We start from the raw sequence: 26598 nt of genomic DNA, 5'->3' as shown, positions 1-26598 counted from the left end.
GTGTGGCGCCGGGGCAGGTGCACCGTTCCCAAATCGATACTGCCAACATATCGTATGTTTTACATATGATTAAGAAGATCGATAATGAGAGGTACCCATCACAGAGGCCCCGCCCGGCGGGTAGCCGGACGGGGCCTGGAGGGCTTGGAACTCGGTCGGGGGGGGAGGCCGGCAGGAGACCGGTGGGGCCAGCGCGAGGCCGGAGAGCGGTCAGACCCCCGCGGGGACCTTCTCCCGCTGTTCGCTCTCCTTGGCGACGGGAAGGGGCTCCTCCTCGTCGTCACCGCCCTCGGAGATGCCGATCCGATCGTGTACCCAGCGCAGCGGGCGCGGCAGCCACCAATTCCAGTCGCCGAGCAGGCGCATGGTGGCGGGCACCATGATCGCCCGGACCAAGGTGGCGTCCACCAGGACCGCGAGCGCGAGCCCGATGCCGATGATCTTCAGGAAGAGCAGCCCCGAGGTGCCCATCGCCACCAGCACCACACCCAGCAGCAGGGCGGCGCTGGTGATGATCTGGCCGGTGCGCTGCAACCCCAGCGCCACGGAACGGGTGTTGTCCCCGCTGCGCAGATACTCCTCCCGCACCCGGCTGAGCAGGAACAACTCGTAGTCCATCGCCAGACCGAAGGACACGATCATGATCAGCACCAGGTACGTGGGGTCGATCGTGCCGACCGCCTCGAAACCGAGCAGACCGGCGAAGTGCCCCTCCTGGAAGCCCCAGATCACCACGCCCAGCGACGCGCCCAGGGACAGCGCGCCCATGAGCACAGCCTTGATCGGCAGCACGATGGAGCCGAAGGCGAGGAAGAGCAGCAGCAGCGTGGAGCCGATGATGAAACCGACCGTCTTGGGCGCCTCCTTGACGATGGCGTCCAGGTTGTCCAACTGCATGGGGGCCGCCCCACCCACGAGGGTCTCCTGCGAACCCTCCGGCCCGGGTTCGGCGCGCACGTCGCGCACCAGCTCCTTGATCCCGGGGTCGTCGGTGGCGCCCTGGTAGACCACCTCCACGTGCGCGATGCCCTCCCCCGTGCGGGCGAGTTCGGTGCGGACCGCGCCGGGCAGCGCGTCGAGGCGTTCGACGTACTCGTCGAGCTGTTCCTCGGTGCTGTCACCGACCACCGCCACGTGCAGCCGTCCGACCTGACCGGCGGGGAAGTCGTCGCCCATGGCCTCGGTGCCGATCCGGCTGGAGGCGTCGACCGGCAGGTAGCGCTGGTCGGTGGAGCCGAGCTCGGTCGAGGCCAGGCCGGAGGTGAACGCCGCCAGGACGCAGCCGACCGCGACCAGCGAGACCGCGGGTCCGCGCATCACAGCGCGGGCCATTTTGGCCCAGGCCCCGGCGTTCTCGTCGATCGCGCCGGTGACGGTCCGGCGCGGCAGGGGCAGCTTGAGCTGGTCGATGCGGCGGCCCACCACCGACATCAGGGCGGGCAGGAAGACCAGGGCCGCGATGAGGTCGAGGGCGACCACGGCGATGCCGCCGAAGCCGATGGACTTCAGGATGGGCTGGGGGAAGAACAGCAGACCGGCGAAGGCGATGCCGACGATGACGCCGGAGAAGGCGACGGTGCGCCCGGCGGTGTCGACGGTGCGGCGGACGGCGTCGGGGACCGCGCGGCCCTTGTTCAGCTCCTCACGGAAGCGGCTGACCATAAACAGGCCGTAGTCGATCGCCAAACCCAGACCCAGCAGGGTGGCGACGTTGATGGCGAAGACCGATACCTCGGTGACTGAGGTGAGGGCGCGCAGAACGGTGAGGGAACCGAGGATGGCCAGGCCGCCGACGGCGAGGGGGACCAGTCCGGCGATCAGACCGCCGAAGATCAGGACCAGGAGGAGGAGCAGGAGCGGGAGCGTGATGAGCTCGGCGCGGATGATGTCGCTCTCCGCGGTCTCCGAGAGTTCGTGCTCGACCGCGATCGGGCCGCCCAGGTGGCTCTCCAGCGGGCCGGACTCCAGGGCCTCGGCGGCCGCCTCGAACTGGTGTAGGCGCTCCTCGTGCGTCTGCCCGGTGAGGGTGATCGGCATGTAGGTGGCGTGCATGTCCTCGGAGACGAGGATGCCGCGCTCGATGTCCTCGAGTTCCTCGTCGAGGTAGACGTCGTAGTCGGCGACCAGGTCCTCAGGCAGGTCGTCGGCGATCCGCTGCACGGCCTGGGCGAAGGTCGGATTGTCCACCCGCATCTCGTCGCTGCGGTAGACCGCGATGATGTCGATGTCGGAGTGGCCGAGCCCATCCTGGAGCACGCCCATGGCCTGGGAGGACTCGGATTCCGGATCCTCGAAGCCGCTTTCGCTGACGTCCGAGAAGACCCCGAGCCCCCACACCACGGAGAAGGCGGTGAAGAGCCCTGTGAAGGCCAGGATCCACCATCTGCCCCGGTGGGCACCGAGCCCGAGTCGGCCGAAGAACCCCGTGTGTGTCGGCATGGGCGCCCCCTTGAAGCGAACGGTCGTCATATTCGTGAACACTGTTTGCTAACGGTGTTTACTTAAGCGTGCAGGCGTTACGATGTCAATATCGCCGAGTGAAACCAGAGCGCCACGACCCTGGCGCGTGAGACGGGGTGTACCGCAGCACATGACGAAACCGCCGGTCACAAGCGACCAACGGACCGGGGGAACCCTGAGCCGCCGCGAACGTGTGCGCGAAGCCACACTCACCGAGATCAAGGCGATCGCCCGCAGACACCTCGTGGAACACGGGGTCGTCGGAGTCTCCCTGCGCGCGATCGCCCGGGAGATGGGCATGACCGCCCCGGGCCTCTACCGCTACGTGGAGGGGATCGACGCCCTCTTGGTGGCGATCACAGCGGACATGTACGAAGAACTGGCGGACGCGGTGGCTGCCGCCGACGCCGGGATGCCTGTGGAGGACACCGACGGACGCATCCTCGCGTCGTTGCGCGCCTTCCGGAACTGGGCCATCACCCACCGGACCGAGTACTCGGTGATGTTCGGGCCGCGCACCCGGCTGGACCCGTCGGCCGACATCGGCGTCGCCCTGGAATCGGGACGCCGGTTCGGGTCCACGTTCTTCACGCTCTTCGACCGCCTGGTCTCCGAGGAGCGCTTCCCGCTCCCCGTGGACGAGGACATCCCGCAGGCGCTCCGCCCCGAGCTGCGCTCCTTCGCGGACACCGTCGGCTTCACCTCGCCCGACATCTCCGAGGGCGCCGTGATGGTGCTCACCGCCTGCTGGGTGCGCCTTTACGGGGTGGTCTGCATGGAAGTGTTCCAACACCTGAACTTTGTCGTGGGTGACATGGAACCATTCTTCGAGTCCGAGCTTCAGAACATGGCGAAGGACCTCGGGGTGCGCTACTCCCCGCCCCGGAAGGTGGAGGGCGCCTAACACCGGCTTGACCGTTTAAGCCCCATAATGGAGGTCTGCGGCACTTGCCGGATTCGTGGGTACGAATCCGGCATGCCGTACCCGTGTTGGCGCGAAGACGAGGACGAGCCCGTGGCGAACCGAACCGGCGCTGAGCAGCCCGGGGAGAACGCTCCCCGGCCGGACCGGACCGGCACCCACCAGCGACCACCAGAGCACACGGGAACCTTCCGGCACGGCTCCCCTCCCCCGCACGGCTGGCCGCCGCAGTCTCCGCATCCTGCACAGGCTCCGCAACCGCCGCGCACTCCGGCACACCCCGACCCCACCGAGTCGCAGGGCTGGGTGGCTCCGGGTGCACCTCCGCGGCCCGCCCCCGCTCCACAGCAGCCATCTCCGCAGCCGGGGCCTCCGCCGTCCCAGCAGTGGGGGCAGCAGCCACAGCCACAGCCGCACCCGATGCCGCTGCACCCGGTGCACCAGCGCCCCGTTCCGCAGCAGCCCGTTCCCCAGCAACCGGTTCCCCGACAACACTGGGGTCCGCAACCGGGCCAGTACCATTGGCCACCGCCCCAGCAGTGGGGGCAGCAGTGGGCACACCAGCCCTGGTACCCCGCTCCGCGGCCGCGGCGCAACAAGGGCCGGGCCGTGCTGGCTGGGGCGTTGGCCGCCGCCTCCGTCGCCCTGGTCGCGCTCATCGCCAGCGTCGCCATCGTGGTGAACACCCCGCAACAGGAAGCGCCCACCGGCGGCGCGGACGTGTCCGCCTTCTACGACAGCGGCCTGTACGCCCGACCCAACCCGGCCGAGATCGACCTCGTCGACCACCCGCTCTACGACGTCGCCATGCCCGAGCCGATCGACTGCCCCCTGCCCGCACTGCAGACCGGCTCCGACGACTCCTGGGAGGCGTTCGCCAACGAGGCCGGGGTCTGCCTGAACGAGCTGTGGGCGCCGGTGATGGACGAGCTCGGCCTGGTCCCCGACCTCCCCGAGATTACGGTCACCGACGAGCCCCTGGACACCGACACCGAGGACTCCTTCACACTGGCCTACTACGAGAGCGACCGGGGGCTGATCACCGTGGTCCTGCCCAACGTGCGCCAGGTCGGTGAACAGATCCCGGACGCACACCAGGAGGACGTGTGGTTGGCGCTGATGGGCCACGAGTACGCCCACCACGTGCAGTACGCCACCGGCATCCTGAGCGTCTCCCACGACCTGCGCCGGACCGCGGGCAGCGAGGACGACGAGCTGGACACCCTGCGCCGGACCGAGCTCCAGGCCGAGTGCATGGCGGGGGTGGGGCTGCGCGGGCTGACCGACCCCGACGGCGACGCCCTGGACGTGGTCAACCTGCACTTCAACGGCGGCGGTGACCTAGACACCCACGGCACCGCGGCCAACCGCGCCCTGTGGTTGGAGTCGGGCTACTCCAGTCCGACCGTGGGCGGGTGCAACACCTACGGGGCCGACGAGAACGAGGTCACCTGACCAACCTCCCGCATCCCGCCCCTGCCTGGTCCCCTCAGCCCTCTTCCAGGGCCTTCCGGTAGGCGTCCCAGCCGCGCAGCTTGACCCGCTCACCCCGGCCCAGATCTTCGGCGTGTCCGGCCTCGGCGGTGTCGATGCGCAGCCAGCCCTCGTAGTCGCTGTGCGCCAGTCCCCGTTCGTCCAGGACCCGTTCCAGCTCGACGGGCTTCGGCACCGCCTCGCGCAGTCGTGGAGCATCCTCCAGCAGGGCCCGGACGGTCCCGGCGGCGTCGGACTTGTTGGTGCCGATCACGCCGGTGGCGCCCCGCTTAATCCACCCGGCCACGTAGTCCCCGGGCACCGCCCGGCCTTCGGCATCCAGGACCCGGCCCGCCTCGTGCGGAACCGTGTGCCCGCCCCGGTCGAAGGGCACACCGGCCAGCGGCACCCCCGCGTAGCCGACCGAGCGCAACACCATGCCCACGTCCAGAACGCTGTGCTCGCCGGTCCCCTTCAGACGGCCGTCGGCGTCCAGCCGGGTGTGCTCCACCCGCAGGCCCTCAACCCGTGCCGCCTCACCCTCCGCGGCCCCGCCCAGGATCTCCTCGGGGCGGGTCCAGAAGTGCAGTTCGACCCGGCGGGGACGCCCCTCGGGGGCCCGCTCGGCCTGTTCGCGCAGAAGTCTGAGGTTGGTGCGCGCCGCCCGGGAGACCTCGCGCAGCTCGGGGCGGCCCGCGCTGTCGGTGCCCACCACGGTGGGGTCGATGTCCACCTGGTCCGGGCGCACGACCACGTCTACACCGGGCAGGGCGAGCAGGTCGCGCAGCTCGGGGGCGGTGAACTTGGCCTGGAGCGGGCCGCGGCGGGCCAGCACGTGAACGGTGCGTACCCGGCTCTCGGCAAGCACCTCCAGGGCGGCCTGCGGGATGTCGGTGTGCCGGAGTTCGTTGGCGGTCTTGGCCAGGATCCGGACGACATCGAGGGCGACGTTGCCCGCCCCGACCACCGCGACCTCCTCGGCGTCCAGCGCGAACCGATCCCACTCGTTGTCGGGGTGGCCGCAGTACCAGTTGACGAAGTCCGTGGCGGCGAGGCTGCCTGGCAGGTCCTCTCCCGGGATCCCCATGCGCCGGTCGACACTGGCACCGGTCGCGTAGACCACGGCGTGGTGGGTGCGGGCCAGGTCCGCGCGGGTCAGGTCGGTGCCGAACTCGACCCCGCCGACGAACCGCACGTGCGGGTGTTCCAGGATCCTGCGCAGAGTGAGCGCCACACCCTTGATCTTGGTGTGGTCGGGGGCGACGCCGTAACGCACCAGCCCGTAGGGGGTGGGCAGCCGGTCCATGATGTCCACCCGGACCGGCACGCGGCGCTGGCGGATGAGGGCGTCGGCGGCGTAGACCCCGGCCGGGCCGGAGCCGATCACGGCCACCCGGAGCGGAGTCACGTCTTCGGCGGCGGGCTGCTTAGAACTGGGGTGCTCGGGTTCGGGAGAGGCCATGAACCCATTCTGGCAGCACCGGGGCTGACCCAGTGCTGCCAGAAGTATGACCGAAAAGCCCGAGTCAGGCGGTTTCGTCAGCCAGTTCGCGGTGGGCCTTGCCGCCCTCACCACGACGGGAAACCGTCTCGGTGAGCTTGCGGGACAGCTCCTGCGGGGTCAGGCCCTGCTGCTGGAGGATGCGGTCGCGTTTGGCGTGGTCAAGGAACTCCTGGGCGATGCCGAAGGTCCGCACGGGCACGTCCACCTCGTGGTCGCGCAGCAGGCGGGCCACGGCGTCGCCGACGGCGCCGGTGCGGCCGTTGTCCTCCACGACCGCGACCACCGAGTGCTCGGCGGCCTCGGCCACCAGGGCCTCGTCCAGGGGCTTGACCCAGCGCGGGTCGATAACGGTGACGCCGATGCCCTGGTCGGCCATGCGGTCGGCCACCTCGACGGCGACCTGGGCCATGGTGCCCACGCCGACGATGAGCAGGTCCTTGGCGTGGCCGCCGTCGGTGGCGCGGCGCAGCAGGTCCATGGAGCCGACCTTGCCGATCTCGGGCAGCTCCTCAGCGACGGCGCCCTTGGGGTAGCGCACGACGGTGGGGGCGTCCTCGACGACGACGGCCTCGCGCAGCAGGGTGCGCAGCCGGGCGGCGTCACGCGGAGCGGCCAGGCGCAGGCCGGGGACGACCTGGAGGATGGACATGTCCCACATGCCGTTGTGGCTGGCGCCGTCGTTGCCGGTGACGCCCGCGCGGTCCAGGCAGAAGGTGACGCCCTGGCGGTGCAGGGCAGCGTCCATGAGCACCTGGTCGAAACAGCGGTTGAGGAAGGTCGCGTAGACGGCGACCACCGGGTGCAGGCCGTTCATCGCCATGCCGGTGGCGGCGGTGGCGGCGTGCTGCTCGGCGATGCCGACGTCGAAGATCCGGTCCGGGTAGGCGTCGGCGAACTTGTTCAGGCCGGTGGGGTGGAGCATCGCGGCGGTGATGCCCACGATGTCCTCGCGCTCGGCGCCGAGCTCGACCATGGTGTCGGCGAACACGCCGGTCCACTTCTCCACCTTGGGGCCGGGCTTGGCCTTGCCGGTGTCGATGTCGAAGGGGCCGGGGGCGTGGAACTGGTCCTCGTCGTGGTTCTCGGCCGGGGCGTAGCCCTTGCCCTTCTGGGTGATGACGTGGACGATCGCCGGGCCGCCGAAGTCGCGGGCGCGGCGCAGTGCCTTCTCTACCGCGGGCTCGTCATGCCCGTCGATGGGACCGAGGTACTTCAGGCCCAGGTCTTCGAACATGATCTGCGGCTGGATGGTGTCCTTCAGGCCCTTCTTGAGGCCGTGCAGGGCCTCGTAGAGGGGCTGGCCGACCACGGGGGTGCGGTTGAGGGTGGTCTTGGCCAGGTCCAGGGCCTGCTCGTAGCCGGGGGTCATGCGCAGCGAGGCCAGGTGGTCGGCCAGGCCGCCCATGGTGGGCGAGTAGGAGCGGCCGTTGTCGTTGACGACCACGACCAGGCGCCGGTTCTTCTTCTCGGCGATGTTGTTGAGGGCCTCCCAGGCCATACCACCGGTGAGGGCGCCGTCACCGATGACGGCGACCACGGTCCGGTCGGTACGCCGCTGGACCTCGTTGGCCTTGGCCATGCCGTCGGCGTAGGACAGGGCGGTGGAGGCGTGAGAGTTCTCGATGAAGTCGTGCTCGGACTCGGCGCGGGAGGGGTAGCCGGACAGGCCGCCCTCGGACTTCAGGTTGCTGAAGTCGTGGCGGCCGGTGAGGACCTTGTGCGCGTAGGCCTGGTGGCCGGTGTCGAAGAGGATCGGGTCCTTCGGTGAGTCGAAGACCCGGTGCAGCGCGATGCTCAGCTCGACGACGCCGAGGCTGGGACCCAGGTGCCCACCGGTCTGGGAGCAGGAGTCGACCAGGAAGTCCCTGATCTCCTGAGCCAGCGCAGGGAGCTGGTCGGCCGGGAGCTTCTTGAGCGCTTCCGGATTGTGTATCGACTCGAACAGTGTCACTGTCTCGTCAGTCCCCTCGTCCAGCGTGTCCGCTTACGTTTGCCGTACCCGGCCCCTGACGTGGGCCAGTGTTGGCTACCGGCAGGTATACATACCCGATTTTATGGGCCTGCGTCCACGGTTCATACCCGAATGGCCCCCGAGGCCACGGCCTTGACGGTACCCCGGTAGAAGCGGTTGACCCTCCTGGGCCAAAAACCACGGGAGGCACCTCCCGCCACAGGTGTTTCGGCGTAGGTTACTCCCTTTTGGGAGCGCGGTTACCGCTGGCCACCCGGCTGCTGAGGCTATCCCAGGGCGGCCTGGAGCAGTAGGCCGATCGCGGAGACGGTCACCACGCACAGCAGCGCGAGCCGGAGTTTGCCCGGGTCGACCCAGCGGCGGACCCGGCTGCCGACGAGGAAGCCGATGCCCACGAAGGGGATCGCGGCCACCCCGGCGGCGATCGTGCGTTCGTCGAGCTGGCCGCCGACCCCCAGGGCCAGCAGTGAGAAGGCCCCTCCGAACAGGAAGAACGCGGCCAGGGTGGCGCGCACCCGCTCGGGGGGTTCGTACTGGTAGAGCAGGGCCATGGGTGGACCGCCCACCGAGGTGGCGGTGCCCGCGAAGCCGGATAGGGAGCCCGCCGCGACCAGCGAGAGGGGGGTGATGCGCACCCGGAAGGCCCACACGGACAGGATGACGGCCAGCAGGACCATCACCCCCACGACCCCGGCCAGGGCGCGGGGTTCGAGGACGGCCACGACCCACACCCCCAGCACGGTTCCGGGGACGCGGGCGGGCAGCCCCCAGGCCAAGCCCCGCCAGTCCACGTGCCGCCGCTCCTGGAGGAGCGTGAGCATCGGGAGGATGATCACGGCGATCAGCAGTGATCCGGGCATGAGCGTGGGGTCGAGGAAGGAGATCACCGGGGCGGCGACGAGCCCGAGGCCGAGGCCGACCATGCTCTGGACGGCGGCCCCGGCAAGGACCGCGGCCGCCGCGACGAGGAGGAAGACCCACGCGTCGATCTGGCCGAACAGTCCGTGGGCGGTGGGTGTGAGGAGATCAGCGAACATGAGGAGCACGACGCTATAACTCCCCGACCCCGGTCGGGATTAGGAGATAGGGACATAGGATGACCCGTCCGGCAGGGTGCGACGGACGGAGTCGACGTACTCCATCGCCCGCTCGGGGTGCAGGAACCAGTCGATCAGCCCGGTGGGCTCGCTGAAGGAGTTGGCGAACCGGTCCGCGGTGGGCTGGTGCCGCTGCGCCAGCCGGTACAGCTCCCACACGTGGTGCGGACCGGAGAGCATGACCCTGCTCCACGCGGTGACCTGGCGGGCGTGCCGCCAGTAGGCGGCGAAGGCCGCGCGCATGAAGTTCTCATCGAAGGGGCGCCCGCCGTGGTCGACGATGGCCCGCCGGTAGACGTCGGCGCACAGCGAGGCCATGTTGGCGCCCTGCGCGGTGACGGGGTCGTTGCTGACCACCGAGTCGGCCATGCCCAGGACCAGGGTGCCGTCGGCCAGCCGGGCGACGGGCTCGCGCACCACCGGCGTGTAACCGCCGTACAGGGCGGCCATGGGGTCGGCCAGCCGGGCCCGGGAGAAGCGCTCGTACTCCCAGGGAGCGTGTACGCGCAGGACGTCGAGCAGCCCGGCCAGGACGTCCTCGCCGGTCGCCCCGCGACCCAGGGGCCGGTCCAGCGGCCCGCCCGACACGGCCTCCACCATCAGGGCCTGGCAGACACCGTTCAGGGACAGGGTGGGCAGGGTGAACAGCTCGCCCGCCCCAGGAACGGCCGTGCGCCCCAGGACACCGCCGCCGGGGTGCGGCTCGGCCCCGGCGACGTAGGCCAGGGACAGGGTGCGCTGGGGCTCCCTGAAGGGCGATCGGCTCTCGTCCCGGGGGAAGAGTTCGGCCAGCTCCCCACGGCCGGCCGCGACGATGACCAGGTCGTGGTCGGAGCCGAGCTCTGCCAGTTCCCCGGCCGCGACCCGGCGCCGCAGCAGGCGACCACCGCCCTGCACGAACAGCTCCATCCAGGCGGCCAGTTTCAGCCGCTGGTCCACGGACCGGGCGGGCTCGTCAAGGCTCCCGACCCAGTCCAGGTCCGGGGCCGCTCCCCCGCCCTGGCCGACCACACGGACGCCCACCCCGGTGATCCGCGGGGCCCGCTCACCCCACAGGTCCAGGCCGTGGCGGCGTTCGCGGCGCAGGGCCGGACCGAACAGGCACTGCGTGGACAGCACCCGTCCAGCACGGATCTCCTCGGGCCCCTGCGGGTTGATCAGGGTGACGTCGTAGTCCTCCGCGAGCAGGCCGAGAGCGAGCTGGAGTCCGGACTGCCCAGCACCGACGACGAGGATCTTGCGCATGGTTCTCCTGGCTGCGTTAACAGGGGGTGGCTGTCGTGACGCGGCGAAACTAACAGCACCCCCGAAAGCGCCGATTCCGCCCCTGACCTTGGGACTTTCGGCCCTACGGGGTCAGGGGCCAAGGCCCTGGCGCAGCCGAGTGCCCCAGCTCACAGCGACCGTTCGGCATCGAAGGCGACCTTCCGGCAGCCTCGGTACCGTCCGCCCAGGTCAGCCCGGAGACCGGTGGTTCGGCCAGAATCCGGGCGACGCGAAGGACCCCGATGCGCCCCAGGGCGGGGTTCCGAACGCCGGTGCTCCTTACTCAAGGCGCGGGGAAAGCGACACACCTCACACAGGAACAAGAAAAGGACCCGGGCCGGTGGGAGTGGAAACCGGCCCGGGTCCAGCGACGGTCCGGGGTGAACCGCCGCTCTCCTCCGGGAGGGAACAGGGAGGGGTGCCGGGCACCGTCTCTGTCAGGTGCTAGGCACCGCCTCTGGCGTGGGTCTTGCGACCGCGGCGGGAGACCGCGTCCAGGACGACGGCGATCAGCAGGACGGCCGCCGTGATCATGAACCGCACGGAGGTGTCCATCTGGAGCAGCAGCAGGCCCGAGGTGATGGCGCCCAGCACCAGCCCGCCCAGCAGGGCGGAGTAGGCGTTGCCGCGACCGCCGAACAGGCTGGTGCCGCCGATGACCGCGGCCGCGATGGCCATCATCAGCTCGGCGCCGCCGCCGGTGGAGACGCTCGCCGCGAAGTTACGGGAGACGAGCATGATGCCGCCCAGCGCCGCGAGCGTGGAGGCGATACCGAAGACGGAGATCCGGATCAGGTCCACGTTGATACCGGCGCGCCGGGCAGCCTCGGAGCTGCCGCCCACGGCGTAGACCATGCGGCCGTAACGGGTCTTGCGCAGTACCAGGTCCAGCACGACCACGAAGCCCACGAAGATCAGGAAGGCGAGCGGCACACCCTTGAACTGGTTGAGGATCCACACGCCGCCGACCAGCGGCAGGGACAGCAGGAAGGTGCGGAAGAGCACCTCACTGAGCGGCTTGTAGGGCAGACCGGCGATGCGCCGCCTGCGCTCGGCCGTCAGCACCGACAGCAGGTAGAGAACCAGGGCTACCGCGACCAGGAACCAGCCCACGACCGGGACGAAGTAGGTCTGGGTGAGCATCGCGATCGGACCGTTGGCGCTGGTGTTGATGCTCCCGTCGCCGCCCATGAGGTACAGGTGCACGCCCTGCCAGCCGAGCAGGCCGGCGAGGGTGACCACGAAGGCCGGTACGCCCATCTTCGCGAAGATGACGCCGTGGATCAGGCCCACCAGGAGCCCGATGGTCAGGGCCGCACCGATGGCGGCCCATTCGGACCAGCCGTGCCGGACCGCGAGGACCGCCAGGACACCGGCGGACAGGCCGGCCACCGAACCGATGGACAGGTCGATCTCGCCGAGCAGCAGGACCATGATGACACCGGTGGTCATCAGGCCGACGGCGGCGATCTGCACTGTCAGGTTCGACAGGTTCTGCGGGGACAGGAACCGGTCGTTCATCGACTGGAAGACGATGGCGATCAGCAGCAGGCCGACGATGACCGGCACCGCGCCCAGTTCGCCGCCCTTGAGGTTGCGGCGCAGGGCCTGGAGCCAGCCGCTGGGTGAGGCGGCGGTGGCCAGCAGGCGGGGGTCGCGCCGGGGGCCGTTCTGCGGCTGGGCCCCGTCGGCGTCGTGGGAAACGTGTGTCTGCTGGCTCATTCCTTGTCCTTCGTGGCCGTGGCCGATGAGCCGGTACGGGTGGACCGACGGGTCACCGGGTTGTCCGAGGCGCCGGTGATGGCAGCCACGATCTCCTCGTAGCTGGTCGAGGCGATGGGGAAGTCCCCCGCGTTGCGGCCCAGGCGGAGCACGGCCGCCCGGTCCGCGACGGCACGGACATCGGCCATGTTGTGGCTGATCAGGACCACGCCCAGCCCTTGGTCGCGCAGGCGCTCGATGAGGTCCAGGACCTGGGCGGTCTGGGCGACGCCCAGCGCGGCGGTGGGCTCGTCGAGCATGACCACGCGGGGCTGTCCCAGCAGGGACCGGGCGATCGCGATGATCTGGCGCTGACCGCCGGACAGGGCGGCGACGGGGACCCGCAGGCTGGGGATGCTCACCGACAGCGAGTCGAGGAGTTCCACAGCCCGGCGCTCCATCTCGACCTCGTCGAGGGTGCCAGGGAAGTGCAGGCGCTCATTTCCCAGGAAGAGGTTGCCGACGATGTCCAGGTTGTCGCAAAGCGCGAGGTCCTGGTAGATCGTGGCGATCCCGAGGCGCTGGGCGTCGGCGGGCGCTCCGATGGTGACCGGCTCGCCGTCCCAGTAGATGACGCCGCCGCTGTCCGCGGGGTGGGCGCCGGCGATGACCTTGACGAGGGTCGACTTGCCCGCGCCGTTGTCACCGAGCAGGGCGACGACCTCTCCAGGATCGACCTGGAAGTCGACCTCGGTGAGGGCCTTGACGGCCCCGAAGGTCTTGGAGATCCCGGACAGTTCCAGGACGGGTGTGCTCATGTGCTTGTTTCTCTTTCTCGTCCCTTGGGGACGGTCCGACTCGCTCCCGTCCCCAGGGGGCGTCGCGCCCGGGCCGCCCCCAGCGGGCGGGGCGGCCCTTAGGGCGTGTTCCGCGGATGACCACCAACCGAGAGCATCCGTGTCACACGCCCTACACCGGACCTGGTTAGAGGGCTTCCTGGCAGAAGTCGAAGTCGGCGTAGTCGTCGGTGCAGATCTGCTCGATGGTGTAGAAGCCGTCGGAGACCACCGTGTCACCGATGTTGTCCTCGGTGACCGCGATGGGGTCGAGCAGGACGGCGCTGACCGTCTCACCGTTGGCGTCCTCGACGTCGGTGACGGAGTACTCGCCCGCGTCCAGGTCCTCGCCGGTGGCCAGGGAGACGGCCATGGCGGCGGCGACCTCGGCCTGGGGGCGGATGGCCTTGTAGACGGTCATGTACTGCTCACCGGCGACGATGCGCTGGATGCCGTGGAGCTCGGCGTCCTGACCGGTGACCGGGGGGAGGTCCTCCGCCGAGAGACCGGCGCTGCGCAGCGCCGAGATGATACCCGCGGCCATGCCGTCGTTGGCCGAGTAGACACCGGTGATCTCGTCCAGGCCGAGAGAGGTGATGGCGCCCTCCATCTGGCTGTTGGCCTCGTCCGGCGACCAGTCCGGGGTGTCGAACTCCTGGCCGATCTCGACCTGGCCCTCGAAGATCTCGTGGGCGCCGGCCTTGAAGCTGCCCGCGTTGGGGTCGGTGGGCGAGCCGTTGATCATAACGATCTGGCCGTCGCCCGCGGTGCCCGCCTGGTCGAGGGCGCCCAGCAGCGCCTCGGCCTGGACCTGGCCGACCCGGTGGTTGTCGAAGGAGACGTACATGTCCACGCCGCCCTGGGCGAGACGGTCGTAGGCCACGACCGGAACGCCCTGGCTGCGCGCCTCGTTCACGGTACCGGCGGCGGCCTCGGAGTCGACCGCGCCGAGCACGAGCACGTCGACGCCGTCGGTCAGCATCGCCTGGGCCTGGGTCTGCTGCTCGTCGACGTCCTGGTCGGCGTTGGCGTACGAGAACTCACACTCGGGGCACAGGTTCTCGAGGGCCTCTTCGAAGTAGGGCCGGTCGAAGGCCTCGTAGCGGGCCGTCTGGAGCTCGGGGAGCAGCAGACCGACGTGGAAGCCCTCGTCGAGGCTGTGAGTCTGGGTTTCTCCGTCCTCGGTACCGGTGGTGAGCGAACCGCAGGCGCTGGTGAACAGCGCGAGCGCGGTGCTGGCGGCGGCGATGCCGAAGGCGGCCGAACGTCGGGAGTAGGGGCGCTTGGTAGTCAACGCGGGGGACCTCTCTTACGGAACCTGCGCGGGTGGGAACTCGCGAGTGATGATGTGAAGTAGAACCCCGACGCCGCCTTGCCGTCAACTCATGAACACATAACTGAAACATCACGAGTGTTAGCTTCACAACATAAACACATAAAAACCGCAGGTCAGAGCGCTTGCATGCGGATGTGACCTCGTGTGAAGCACACGGGTAAAGGTTCAGTGTTACTTTCACGACCCGACGGCTCACTCCGCGTTCAGCACGGGCTCGACCCCGCCGCGGACCGGGTTCAGCGCATACTGTGAGCGGCCGTGAGCAGCGCGCCACGGATCGCGGCGTCCTCACCCAGGTCGCTGGTCACCAGTTCGAGCTGGGCCAGGGCACCGCCCAGGGTCCCCAGCTCCATCGCACGGCGCATGGGCTCCAGCAGGAGGGCACCGGCCTCGGCCAGGTCGCCGCTGACCACCACGCGGTCCGGGTTGAACAGGTTGGCCATGATCGCCACACCCTGCCCCAGAGCCGTCCCGGCCTCGGCGATGATGCGCCGGCTGCCCGGGTCCTCCCCCAGGGCCGAGGCGACCACACCCTTCAACCGGGCCCGATCCGTCCCGGGGGCCAGGTCATAGTTCCTGGGCAGCATGTTCAGCAGGTAACCGGTGCCGACGAAGGTCTCCAGGCAACCGCGGTTACCGCAGCGGCACACCTGCCCGCGCGGGTCGAGCCCGATGTGCCCGATCTCGCCGGCGGTACCGCCCGCGCCCCGGAAGAGCTGACCGGACATCACGATGCCCGAGCCGACCCCCTCCCCCAGCACCACCTGGATGACGTGCTCGGCGCCCTGCGCGGCGCCCGCCCTGCGTTCGGCCACCACCGCGAGGTTGGCGTCGTTCTCGGCCAGCACCGGCAGGCCCAGCCGCTGCTCCAGCGCCGCGGCCGGACGGAAGCCCGCCCAGCGGGGCAGACAGGAGATGGCACCGACCTCACCGGTATCGGGCGCGATGGGGCCGGGGACGGAGGCCACCACAGAGGCCACCGTGCCCAGATCGATCCGGGCCCCCAGCAGGGTCGTCTCGGTCAGCCACGCGGCCCGGCGGATCGAGCGTCCGGCATCGGCGGTGACCTCGTAGGCGATGCTCTCGCGGGCCAGCATGTTGCCGTCGCTGTCTCCGACCGCCACCCTGATCTGGTCGACCGCGAAGTCGACGGCCACGACCGTTCCCGGCGGGCGCAGCAGAGTGACGGCCCGCGCCCGGCGCCCGTTGGAGGAGGTGTTGCGGACCGACACGGTCCCGGCCGAGCGCAGACCGCGCACGATGTTGGAGACACTGGCCGCGGACAGGCCGGTGGCACGGGCCAGTTCGGCCTGCGTCTGGGTGCCGTCCTGGCGCAGCACGTCCACGACCCGCCGCTCGTTGGCCTGCCGCAGCGCGGACTGGGACCCGGGGGTCGTGCCGGTGTCGGTCACCACGTTCCCCTTCGTCCGCAGTTCTTCGCTCTTCGCGCACTGGCCTTGTTTGGAGGAATGCTACAAGCATTGAACGGAGTTCAGGACCTCGGTACCCGTGGTAACACGCCCTAGGATCTCGGACATGTCAAGGGAGCATGCCGAGGTGAGTACCGACCGGCCCGGGTGGGCGGAGCGCGTGGCCGGGGCCGTGCTGGCCGCGCCCCGGCGCGGCCCCGCGGTGCGGGTGGTGGCGGTGGAAGGGCGTTCGGGTTCGGGCAAGAGCACGGTGGCCGAGCAGCTGCGCCTGGCTCTGGCCGGGCGAGGTGAACCGGTGGCACTGCTGACGATGGAGGATCTCTACCCGGGCTGGGGCGGTCTGGCCGAATCCTCGGTGCTGCTCGCGGAGTGGGTGCTGCTTCCACTTTCCCGGGGAGGTGCGGCGGCCTGGCGCCGCTACGACTGGGAGCGCGGCTGCTTCGGAACGGAGTGGGAGGGCCTGCCCGCCGAACTGGTCGAAGGCGGCGGAACGCTGATTGTGGAGGGGTGCGGTTCGGGAGCCGCACCGGTACGCGACCTGGTGGACCTCCTGGTGTGGGTGGAGGTATCCGAGGAGACGCGTTCCGAGCGGCTGGACCAACGGGAGGACGCCGCCCTGTACGCGCCCCACCGGGATCGGTGGGCCCGTCAGGAGGACGCCCTGCACTCCGTGGATCCGCCCCGCGAGCGCGCCGACCTGCGGTTGGACAACGGCTGAGGCGGGGCCACAAACCGCTCGCAGACACAGAGCCGTGTCATGGTCACACCACTCTGAGAGTCATGGTTCACTGTCACCTGCACCACAAGTGCAGTTTTGAGCCAATTGACCGTAAAGCTGCTGTTTGTCGGGTTCACTCACCCTCCTGAACCCGCTCCCGTGACCTTCGGGGCCGCTGGTTTTCCAAGGATGTACATCTTGACTACGACGCAGGACGGGTCGGCGAAGACCCCCACCCGCAGGATGCGCCTGACCATCGGCGCCCTCTCCGCCATCGAACGCGTCGGCAACAAGCTGCCGCACCCGTTCTGGCTGTTCGTCATCATGGCCGGGCTGGTGATCCTCGCCAGTGCCGCGCTCAGCGCGCTGAACGTCTCGGTCGTCTCACCGGCCGACGGTGAGACCGTCTCGGTCACCAGCCTCCTGAGCACCGAGGGCATCCACTTCATCATCGGCGACGCGATCAGCAACTTCGCGGCGTTCCCGCCGCTTCCGCTGATCGTGGCCGTCATGATCGGTGTCTCGGTCGCCGAGCAGAGCGGGCTGATCACCGCGGCTCTGCGTGGCAGTGTCACCCGGGTACCGAAGAAGTGGCTGACCTTCGCCGTCGTCCTCACCGGTATCAGCGCCAGTGTTGCCTCGGACGCCGCCTACGTGGTGTACATCCCGCTGGCAGCCATGGTCTTCAAGGCCGTCGGGCGCAGCCCGATCCTCGGGTTGGTCGTCGGCTTCGGATCGGTCAGCGCCGGATACAACGCGGCCCTCACCATCACCCTGACCGACGCGCTCATGTCAGGCCTGAGCACCAGCGCCGCCCAGATCATCGACCCCGGCTACGTGGTCAACCCGCTGGCGAACTTCTTCTTCACCTTCGTCTCGGCGATCTTCCTCGCGATCGTGATCACCCTGCTGACCGAACTGGTCCTGGTGAAGCTGTCCGGCAACGCCCGGGAGGACGAGGACGCCGAGATCGGCGACCTCGGGTCGATGCTCCTGACCGACAGCGAGCGCAAGGGCATGCGCCGCGCGGGCCTGACGCTGCTGGTGTACTTCGGCCTGATCGCTGCCATGCTGGCTCCCCCGGCGTCGCCGCTGCGCGGAGAGGACGGCGGCCTCCTCAGCTCCCCGCTGCTGAGCGGTGTCGCCTTCGTCCTGGCCATCGCCTTCCTCCTCGTCGGCATCGTCTACGGACGAACCACCGGCTCACTGCCGACCATGGCCTCGGTGCCGCCCGCGATGGCCGTCGGTGTCCGCGAGCTGGCCCCCGTCCTGGTGCTCTTCTTCGCCGCCGCCCAGTTCATCGCCTACTTCTCCTGGTCCGGCATGGCCGACGTGATCGCGATCAGCGGAGCGAACTTCCTGGAGTCCACGGGGGTTCCCCCCGCGCTGCTCTTCGTCGGTTTCCTGGTTCTCGCCGCGATCCTGAACGTCTTCATCACCAGCGGCTCGGCCCAGTGGGCCCTCATCGCGCCCGTCTTCATCCCCATGTTCATGCTGATGGGTATCAGCCCCGAGACCACCCAGGCGCTCTACCGCATCGCGGACTCGGCGACCAACATCATCAGCCCGATGAGCGCCTACTTCATCATGGTGCTCGGTCTGCTCCAGAAGTACCGCAAGGACGCGGGTGTGGGCACGATGATCTCGCTGACGCTGCCGATCAGCATCACCGTGTTCGTCTCGTGGACGCTGTTCTTCTTCCTCTGGTGGGGTCTGGGCATCCCCCTCGGCCCGGGGACGCCGTACACGTACTAGCCAGTTGACCGATCGCACGGAGCCGCCGTGGTCACCCGACCACGGCGGCTCCGTCGTTTCAGCGGTTCAGCTGTTCAGTACCGCTGCTGGGGCGGGTGAGAACAGATCTGGCGGGCCCTCTGCATGTCGGTGTCCATCCTGCGGAGCACCTGGATCAGATTCCATCCCTGGTCAGGGAGATTCCGCATCCGGTGGTTCCGCGCATGGCGCACGCGCGCGTTCCCGTAGCGGTTGGTCTCCTGAAGGCTCACGGCCAGCCAGGCCGCGCCCAGAGCACAGGACATCAGGAAGAGCATCATGCCCAAACCCGAGCCCGACGCAGCCGCGGCGGCGGGAATAGACGCGATGAAGCAGAAGACCGCCCCGCTCCCGAGCCACGCCCTCAGGGACGTGTTCTCCCCTTCCGCTTTGGCCGTGGCGACCAGCGCGTTGTGCTCGTTGTGCAGCGCCTCGTGCCGTCGCTTCCAGGCGTCGCGCTGCTGGACCAGGGTGACGATGTTGGGCAGGGAGGCGTAGACGACCACGGCCGACCCCACCTTCTGAGCTCCCGAGGACAGGTCCACGCGCGGCCAGAGCGCCCCCGTCCAGTCCGCCACCCCGGGCAGGCCGCCCGGGTCCGGGGGCACCACGAGTTCCGGGTTGAGCAGGAAGGCCAGTACGAGGGCGGGCTCCACCCTGCACTCGAACCCGCGCCAGCCGTTCAGGTGGTGAGCGAGTTCCCGGTGGAAGGCGGCACCGGCCCGTTCGGCCTCCTCGATGTCCTGGGCCAGCTGGTGCAGTCGCGGGGCGTCGTCGCTCCGGTGCTGGGCCATCAGCCGCAGCAGCTGCGGCCGGGCCAGCAGCATGAGTTCGTTGGCCTGATGGCCGCCGGTGATGAGCGGCCGGGGGTCACGGAACAGCTGGCGAAGTCCCTCGACCGTCAGTTCGTGGCCGCGGAAGCGGGGCGGCAGCTCCGGACAGGCCTGCGCGACAAAGGAGGCCACCGCCAGGTTCGCGTCCCGGACCTCCCGGCGGAACAGCGAGCGGTCCACCTTGGTGTCGTTGATGTCGTTCATGACCCAGGAGCCGAGCATGGCGCGCTCGGCGGGGTCGCCCAGGACCATCACCGCGGCCGGCCAGTGCTGCTGCATGGCGGCGGCCAACTCCTCGATCCGGGTGAAGCGGACCCCGACGAAGCTGTACGGCGGAGCCCCTCCCCCGCTTGTGCGGGCAGGGGGCGAGAGCGGGGCGGCGTAGGAGCTCTGCGTGGGCGGTGGGGCGGGTTCTGGAGCCGGGCGCCGCGGAGCGGGGTTCGGAGCGACCTTGGTGTGCTGGCGGGTGGGCGGAACCGGTGCCCCCGCCACCCGAGTGGGCGCCACCGACGAACCCGGATCCGGATCCGCGGTCTCCACAGGCTTCGCCGCGGTGCCCGCGACCAGATGGTGCAAGAGCGAAGCGGCGTCCGGACGCCGCTTCGGGTCCTTGTCCAGGCAAGCCAGGACACTCTCCAGCAGCGGACCGGCCAGGTCCCCGGTGTCGGGTTCCCCGGACAGTACCCTGGCGATCCGGGAGGCCTGGGTGGGGCCGTGGAAGGCCTCCCGACCAGTCGCGGCGAACACCATCACCGAAGCCCAGGCGAACACGTCCACCGCCGCGGTCAGGCGCATGCCCTCCAGCTGCTCGGGGGCCATGTACCCGACCGTCCCCACGATGCCGCTGGCCGTCACCGAGGTGGACTCCACCGCACGGGCGATCCCGAAGTCGATCACCCGCGGCCCGTCCTGGGCCAGCATGATGTTGTCCGGCTTCAGATCCCGGTGCACCACCTCCGCCGCGTGGATGGCCGCCAACGCGGTCGCGGTGGAAACCGCGAGGCGCTGGAGCTCGGCGCCGGTGCGGGGGCCGTCCTCGGCGACAGCGCGCTGGAGGGTGGGGCCGTCGATGTACTCGGTGGCGATCCAGGGTTCGTCCGCCTCGGGTTCGGCGTCCAGGATCGCCGCGATACAGAAGCCGCTCACCCGCCGGGCCTGCTCGACCTCCGCCGCGAACCGCCGCCGCATGTCCGTGTCACGCGCCCAGGTGGCGTGCAGGATCTTGACCGCCGCCCTGGTCCCGTCCTCGGCCTCACCGAGGAAGACCTCACCGAAACCGCCCTTGCCCAGCGAACGCGTCAGGCGGTACGGACCGACCCTCCGGGGGGAGGGGGCCACGTCCGTGGTCTCGTCCACGAGCCCACCCTTCCTTCTTCTCTTGTCTTCGTGTTCCGGAGCTGAGCGCTGACCTCAGCCGGCGGTGAGTCTGCGCGCCTGGGCCAGGTCCGCGCGGATGCGTTTCACTCCGGAGGTGAGCTGCGGCAGCTGATGAACGGTGTTGTGCAGTTCCATGGCCCGCTGACGTCGGCGGGCGGCCCGGCCGCAGATCACCACGTTGGTGGCGATGGCGCCGAGCAGGACCGGGACCGCGATCAGCCCCACCCACATCGCCAGGTTGCCGAAGAACTCACCGGCCCCGCCCATGTGGTACATGACGAAACCGAAGGGGAGGCCGAGCAGGGCGAACTTGCTCAGACGGGTGGTCCTGTCCAGCCGTTCCTGGAGTCGAACCTTGCCGAGGAGGGCATCGTGGGCGGTGGACACCTCGGAGTAGCGGCTCTCCCAGTAGCGGCGCTGGCGGGACAGGGCCTGGAGGGTGCCCGTGGACCCGTGGATCGCGGCGGCGTACCCGGCATTGTCCGGGGCGTCGGAGTTCATGACGCGCTGCCAGAGGATGTCCAACCACTCGGCGACGCCGGGGTCGCCGTTGTCTGTCGGCGGAACCATCTGACCGGGGTTAAGCAGGAAGGCCAGGACCAGCGCGGGGTTGACGTTGGGGGTGGTCGAACGCCATCCCTCCAGCTGCTGGGCGAGCTGTTGGTGCAGGAGGTTCCCGGCGCGCTCGGCTCGGTCCAGCTGTTCGGCGAGCCGCTGGTACTCCGCGGACTCGGGGCCGTGGTGGGCGCTGATCAGCCGCAGGAGTTCGGGGCGGGCCAGCAGGACCATCTCGTTGGCCATCGGTGCACCGGTCAGCAGGGGGCGCGGATCGGCGAAGAGCTCACGGAGCTCGGCCAGGGAGATACCCCGGCCCCGGAAGACCGGCGGCAGGTCGGGGCGGGTCTGGGCGATGAAGGAGGCGACCGCCAGGTTGGCGTCCCGGACCTCGCGGCGGAAGAGAGCGCGATCGACGGTGGTGTCACCGAGGTCGTCCATGATCCAGGCGCCCAGGGCCGCGCGTTCGACGGGGTCGCTGAAGACCTGGACGGCGGCGCCCCAGTTGCGCTGCATCGCCTCGGCCAGGGTGCCGGGGTCGAGGAAGCGGACACCGACGAAGTGGTAGGGCGGCACCGGTCCGGTGTGGCCGGGCACCGGGGTGTGCGGGCCCGACATCCGGCTGTGGGGCGCGGAGTGCGGGGCGGACTGCGCGAACGGTGGGGGCTGCGGATAGCCATGGGACTGCTGCGCCTGGGACTGCCCCTGCTGGGACCGTGCTTGCTGGGATGGGGCTTGCTGGGATGGGGCGTCAGCCGGAGCCATCCGGGTGTAGGCACGGGTCGGGTCGACCTTGGCGGGCGGGGCCACCCTGGTGGGGTCGACCGGCACGACACCGCTGGGCGGGTGTTCAGCGACCCTGGTCCCCTCGACGCCGACCCGGGTGGCGGCGTCGGGTGAGGACACCACCGCGGTGGCCGCGTGGTCCCCGATCGGCCGCGGGGCACGGGCCCGCGCGCCGGCGGCGGGGGTGGAGATCAGCTGCCGCATGAGGACCTCGGCGTCGGGCCGCTCCCGAGGGTCCTTGGCCATGCAGGTGCGGAGTGTGTCGGCGAAGGCACCTTCGAGCCCGCCCAGGTCCGGTTCTCCGCCCAGGATGCGGGCGATGCGCGCGGCCTGGGTGGGGCCGTGGAAGGCCTCCCGCCCGGTGGCGGCGAAGACCATCACCGAAGCCCAGGCGAACACGTCCACCGCCGCGGTCAGCCGGGCTCCTTCGAGCTGTTCGGGGGCCATGTAGCCGATCGTGCCGACCACCCCGCTGGCCGTCACCGAGGTGGACTCCACCGCACGAGCGATCCCGAAGTCGATCACCCGCGGCCCGTCCTGGGCCAGCATGATGTTGTCCGGCTTCAGATCCCGGTGCACCACGCCAGCGGCGTGGATGGCCGCCAACGCGGTCGCGGTGGCGACGGCCAGGCGCTGGAGCTCCGTCCCCGAGCGCGGTCCGTCCGTCGCGACGGAGGCCTGGAGGGTGGGACCGTCGATGTACTCGGTGGCGATCCACGGTTGGTCGGCGGCGGGGTCGGCGTCCAGGATCTCCGCGACGCAGAAGCCGCTCACCCGCCGGGCCTGCTCGACCTCCGCCGCGAACCGCCGCCGCATGTCCGCGTCGCCCGCCCAGCTGGCGTGCAGGATCTTGACCGCCGCCCTCGTGCCGTCCTCGGCCACACCGAGGAAGACCTCACCGAAACCGCCCCGCCCCAGGGAACGCAGCAGCCGGTAGCCACCGACCCGCTCGGCCTCGGTGCCCTGGTTCTGAGGCTCGTCCACAGCCCGCCCCGTTTCTCATCCGCGTGTTGGGCGTCCCGGCCGGGACGCCATGTCAGGGTGCCACAGGCTACTGACTGCCCGTACACGGACATCGTTCCGGTATCGGGCCATCCGATACCCGGACGTTACCTCCGCTGTCCGGTGTGGTCTCCGCGCAGGATCCGCTTGACCAGATCCCCGCGCAGAGCACCGTATCCGGTGGCCGCCCACACACTTTCGGCGGCCGGGAGTTCGTAGTAGGGCACCTCGCGTCCGTCCTTACGGACGGACAGCACCCGGGGGCGGCTGCGGTCCCGGACAGCCTTGGCGCACTCCGCGCACAGCGGCACCCGGACATCCTCGCGGCCGCCGAACTCGCGCCAGCGCGTCACCTTGGTGTCGGTGCCGTGGAGCGGGTTCGCGTAGCAGTGTGCACGGAGCGGACCCGAGCGCCGCCGTGCGGCCGGGCGGGTGGCGCGGGCCATGTGGTCCTCGGCGTTGTCCAGCAGCACCAGCACCCCCACCACGTCTGCCAGGGCTACTTCGGCCGGGAGGCCGTCGTACACCCGGCGGGCGGCGGCGTGCGCGTCCAGGGCCTGGTGGAGTTCGGTGGTGGCTTCGGGGTCGTCGGCTACCGGAACGGCGGTGCTCACGCGTTCACCGAACTCCACCAGCTCCTGACCGGCGCGTTCGACCAGTTCGTCCAGGCGGGCCTGGTTGGCGTTGTCGAAGGCGGCGTGCTGGGGCAGGGTCGGCACCGCGCGCGGCCTGCGCCAGCGGTAGACGCCGAAGCCCAGGCCGATCAGGGCGAGCCCGGCCAGGACCCAGGGCAGCACCACGATGACCGTGTACATGCCCGGCCCCAAGGAGTACAGCCAGTCGAAGGCTCCCCGCTCCTGGGATTCGGTGGCCTCCTGGTAGATCGCCTCGGGGTCCTCGGACAGAGCGATCTCCAGTGCCCGTTCCATGCGTGCGGATGCCGGGGCGTCGAAGCCCATCTCGTAGATGAGGGTGGAGGTGGCGTACCTGGCGCGGTCCACCCGGTCGGCCCCGGCCCCGGGGGCGAAGAAGTCGTGTCCGGACAGATCGCGGCCGTCCAGTACCAGGTAGTGGCCCTCACCGCCGATCCGGTCGTGTACCGCCGCGGCCATGACCTTGGCCTCGCCGGACCACTCCCCGCCCTCGATCAGCGGGATGACGATCACGCGCAGCGGCACCCCGGATTCAGTGATCCGCTCCGCCAGGTCCGCCACCCATTCGTCGGGGTAGGCCCCCGAGTAGGTGGGGTCGACGTGGACCGGAGACTCCGCCAGATCGGCGGCAAGCCGTTCGGTGGGGCTCAGCTCTGCCTGGGGCTCCTCCTGAGCGTCCTCGCGGACCTCTTCCCGGGTGCTGTCCACTTCATGGGCGCTGCCCGGGACGGTGTCGGCCAGCACCGCCCCCGCGGACACGGGTGCGAGCAGGAACGCCAGCGACAGGGCCCCGGTCACGGCCAGGCGCGCCCTCCTCGGTCGGTGCTCAGCGGACATTGCTCTCCTTCAACAGGTTTTCCACGTCGAGTCGGCCCCTGGCCCCGTAGCCGGTGGCGGTCCACCAGCGGCTCAGTTCCAGGTGCGGCAGGCGGCCCCCGTCGGGGGCGGCGACCCGCAGGGTGCGCCGTGTGCGCTCGGCCCCGGTCAGCGCGGCGCAGGAGGCGCACAGCGGCTGGTCGCGGTCGTCCCCGTGGAGGGCCGACGGGCCGTGCAGGGGGTTGACCATGCACACGGGGCCGTCGGCCAGCGCCGCGGTGGCCGGATCGGGGTCGAGTCTGAGCACGGCCCGCTCGGCCAGCACCGTGACCCCGACCAGGTCGAGTTCGTCGGGGTTCCCGGCCAGCACGGCCAGCGCGGCGTCGGTCTCGCGCAGGGCGTCGGTCCGCCCCCGGTGGGTCGGATCCGCCTGGAGTGCCTTGACGGCGCGCCGGACGGCCCGGTCCGCGCGGGGCCGCAGCGCCCGGCCGGGCACGGACCGCATCCGGTTCAGGAACCGGAGCCAGGCCCCTGCCAGGACCAGGATCAGCAGAGCTGCCAACGGGCCCGCGAAGATCAGCCTCGGGAAGAAGTCCCCTGAGGCGAAGTCGCTCAAGCGCGAGCGTTCGGGGAAGGGCTCGGCGCGGGAGGAGGCCAACCTGGGCTCCTCCACGGACTGCCCCGGAGTGGCGGAGACCTCCGCCACCGCGTCCAGGAAACGGTCCAGGGCCCGGGCGGCCGTGGTGTCGCTCTGGTAGCCGGTCACCTGCCGCAGCACCCGGCCCTGTTCCCACTCCTGTTCCTCGTCCGCGAAGCCGTACCCGAACAGGGCCGCCTCCAGCTCGACCGAGCTCGAGCTGTTCTCCACGCTGTCCAGGACGAGGAAGACCCCGTCCTCACCCATCACGTGGTGCAGGGCGTGCGCGAGGATCTCCGGGTCACCGCCCGACTCGTCGTGGCGGCTCATCGGGACCACCGCCACATAGAGCGGGAACTCCGCCTCGGCCAGGCGTTCGGCGACCGGGGCCAGATCCTCGGCGCTCTGCCCGGCCAGGGGGTCCAGGTACAGCGGGTCCTCCCGGAGCCCCTCGGTGATCCGGTCGACCCGGACGGTGTCGGCGACGTAGGGCGGGGTGGCCGGCGGCAGCTCCCCCACCTGCTCCTCGTCGCGGGGCAGAGTGGCGGTGTTGAGGTGGATCAGGGAGGCGGCCATGACCACGACACCGATGGCGGGCGCCGCGAACCGGGCCGACAGCAGCGCCCGGTCCCCGGGCGGCCTCCCGGTGAACCCGGCCCGGGCTGCCCGTTTGCGCCGCCCGGAGCGGATCGCCCCGAAAGCCACGGCCAGTGTGACCGTCATCCCGAGGACCAGCCCCGCGGTCTCACCGAGCCGGGCCGGGCCGTCCACGGTGTTCAGCTTCAGCGCCTGGATCCGGTGATCCAGCCACCAGGAGATCGGGCCCAGCACGTACCAGCCGCCGGTGTACCCGGCGGCGTACCGCTCGTTCAACTCGGGGTCCAGAGCCATGTCCACCAGAGCGTGCGCCTTGGCGTCGATGGGTGTGTAGAGGGTGACCACCCGCTCCAAGGAGAGCATCGTGGCCGCCCGGTCCACCGGCACGTCCACCTGCCTGGGGATCGCGTGCGTCGAGGAGCCCGTCGGTCGCAGGTAGACGTAGACGCCGGGGCGGCCCACCCGGTCCTGCACCGCGGCGAGGAAGTCGTCGGCCGAGGTCGCGACGCCCGGGAAGGGGCTGGCCAGGACGTAGTAGGGGGTGTCCAGACGGCCGAACGCCTCGTGCAGGCTCGCCTCCAGCTCAGCGACGTCGTAGTCACCGGCGAGGGCGTCGTCGACCACCACGGCCGCGCCCTCGGGTTCCGCCGCCAGGAGTCCGGCGTAGTACTCGCTGGGAGAGGATCTGGGGCTCTCGGGCTCGGCGTGGGCGGGCGCGGCGCAGAGCAGCACGAGCGCGGCCATCAGCAGCGCCGTCAACGGCACCGTCAGTGGCCCTACCGTCGGCACCGTCGAAAGCGTGCGGGTGGAGGACATCGGGACGACCTGTTCGTGGTGGGACTTTCGTGGTGGTG

Annotated in this window: 17 protein-coding genes; 4 read left to right on the top strand and 13 right to left on the bottom strand. The window is 70.3% G+C overall.

From position 1 onward, the window contains the following. Positions 1-210 precede the first annotated feature (210 nt). The gene (locus D457_RS0112785) at positions 211-2439 is read right to left on the bottom strand and encodes an MMPL family transporter (protein ID WP_017581061.1); all 2229 of its coding nucleotides are present in this window, start codon (positions 2437-2439) and stop codon (positions 211-213) included. A gap of 151 nt (positions 2440-2590) precedes the next feature. Between D457_RS0112785 and D457_RS0112780 the strand changes: the two genes are divergently transcribed. Both D457_RS0112780 and D457_RS36650 read left to right on the top strand, forming a co-directional pair. Beyond that, on the top strand, positions 2591-3364 hold the full coding sequence (locus D457_RS0112780; RefSeq protein ID WP_017581060.1) for a TetR/AcrR family transcriptional regulator: 774 nt from the start codon (positions 2591-2593) through the stop codon (positions 3362-3364). A gap of 627 nt (positions 3365-3991) precedes the next feature. Further along, the gene (locus D457_RS36650; protein WP_017581059.1) at positions 3992-4837 is read left to right on the top strand and encodes a neutral zinc metallopeptidase; all 846 of its coding nucleotides are present in this window, start codon (positions 3992-3994) and stop codon (positions 4835-4837) included. Between the two features lie 34 nt (positions 4838-4871). On the opposite strand, the gene D457_RS0112770 is transcribed toward D457_RS36650, so the two are convergent. From D457_RS0112770 to D457_RS0112730, 8 genes are all read right to left on the bottom strand, one after another. Continuing rightward, positions 4872-6317 (bottom strand): FAD-dependent oxidoreductase, encoded by a 1446-nt coding sequence (locus D457_RS0112770; protein ID WP_026116593.1) that lies wholly within the window; start codon positions 6315-6317, stop codon positions 4872-4874. A gap of 64 nt (positions 6318-6381) precedes the next feature. Further along, on the bottom strand, positions 6382-8310 hold the full coding sequence (dxs, locus tag D457_RS0112765) for a 1-deoxy-D-xylulose-5-phosphate synthase (protein ID WP_017581057.1): 1929 nt from the start codon (positions 8308-8310) through the stop codon (positions 6382-6384). Positions 8311-8597: 287 nt separating this feature from the next. Beyond that, positions 8598-9368, bottom strand: coding sequence for a sulfite exporter TauE/SafE family protein (locus tag D457_RS0112760; RefSeq protein WP_026116592.1), 771 nt, complete (start codon positions 9366-9368; stop codon positions 8598-8600). A 39-nt stretch (positions 9369-9407) separates the two neighbouring features. After that, positions 9408-10673 (bottom strand): styrene monooxygenase/indole monooxygenase family protein, encoded by a 1266-nt coding sequence (locus D457_RS0112755; RefSeq protein ID WP_017581055.1) that lies wholly within the window; start codon positions 10671-10673, stop codon positions 9408-9410. A gap of 465 nt (positions 10674-11138) precedes the next feature. After that, complete coding sequence (locus D457_RS0112745) at positions 11139-12416, bottom strand: sugar ABC transporter permease (protein WP_017581054.1); 1278 nt, start codon at positions 12414-12416, stop codon at positions 11139-11141. After that, positions 12413-13213, bottom strand: coding sequence for an ATP-binding cassette domain-containing protein (locus D457_RS0112740; protein WP_017581053.1), 801 nt, complete (start codon positions 13211-13213; stop codon positions 12413-12415). The genes D457_RS0112745 and D457_RS0112740 overlap by 4 nt, the downstream gene beginning before the upstream one ends. Positions 13214-13379: 166 nt before the next feature. After that, positions 13380-14525: a sugar ABC transporter substrate-binding protein gene (locus D457_RS0112735; RefSeq protein ID WP_017581052.1), complete on the bottom strand. Its 1146-nt coding sequence runs from the start codon at positions 14523-14525 to the stop codon at positions 13380-13382. Between the two features lie 278 nt (positions 14526-14803). After that, positions 14804-15979, bottom strand: coding sequence for an ROK family transcriptional regulator (locus D457_RS0112730; RefSeq protein ID WP_017581051.1), 1176 nt, complete (start codon positions 15977-15979; stop codon positions 14804-14806). Between the two features lie 124 nt (positions 15980-16103). Between D457_RS0112730 and D457_RS0112725 the strand changes: the two genes are divergently transcribed. Further along, entirely contained in the window at positions 16104-16715 is a 612-nt protein-coding gene (locus tag D457_RS0112725) for a uridine kinase family protein (protein ID WP_039831244.1), read from the top strand. A 243-nt stretch (positions 16716-16958) separates the two neighbouring features. Then, positions 16959-18470: an AbgT family transporter gene (locus D457_RS0112720; protein WP_017581049.1), complete on the top strand. Its 1512-nt coding sequence runs from the start codon at positions 16959-16961 to the stop codon at positions 18468-18470. A 74-nt stretch (positions 18471-18544) separates the two neighbouring features. Here D457_RS0112720 and D457_RS32455 read toward each other — a convergent pair whose 3' ends face one another. The 4 genes from D457_RS32455 to D457_RS0112700 all read right to left on the bottom strand — a co-directional run bounded on the left by D457_RS32455 (position 18545) and on the right by D457_RS0112700 (position 26560). Then, positions 18545-20677, bottom strand: coding sequence for a serine/threonine protein kinase (locus tag D457_RS32455; RefSeq protein ID WP_017581048.1), 2133 nt, complete (start codon positions 20675-20677; stop codon positions 18545-18547). A gap of 54 nt (positions 20678-20731) precedes the next feature. Continuing rightward, positions 20732-23023 (bottom strand): serine/threonine protein kinase, encoded by a 2292-nt coding sequence (locus D457_RS0112710; protein ID WP_026116591.1) that lies wholly within the window; start codon positions 23021-23023, stop codon positions 20732-20734. 125 nt (positions 23024-23148) lie between these two features. Continuing rightward, complete coding sequence (locus tag D457_RS0112705; protein WP_051072923.1) at positions 23149-24531, bottom strand: hypothetical protein; 1383 nt, start codon at positions 24529-24531, stop codon at positions 23149-23151. Further along, complete coding sequence (locus D457_RS0112700) at positions 24521-26560, bottom strand: hypothetical protein (RefSeq protein ID WP_051072922.1); 2040 nt, start codon at positions 26558-26560, stop codon at positions 24521-24523. The genes D457_RS0112705 and D457_RS0112700 overlap by 11 nt, the downstream gene beginning before the upstream one ends. Between the last annotated feature and the right edge of the window lie 38 nt (positions 26561-26598).

Origin of the sequence: Nocardiopsis valliformis DSM 45023, assembly GCF_000340985.1 — a bacterium.
Classification (GTDB): domain Bacteria; phylum Actinomycetota; class Actinomycetes; order Streptosporangiales; family Streptosporangiaceae; genus Nocardiopsis; species Nocardiopsis exhalans.
This window is presented reverse-complemented; position numbering and strand designations above follow the sequence as displayed.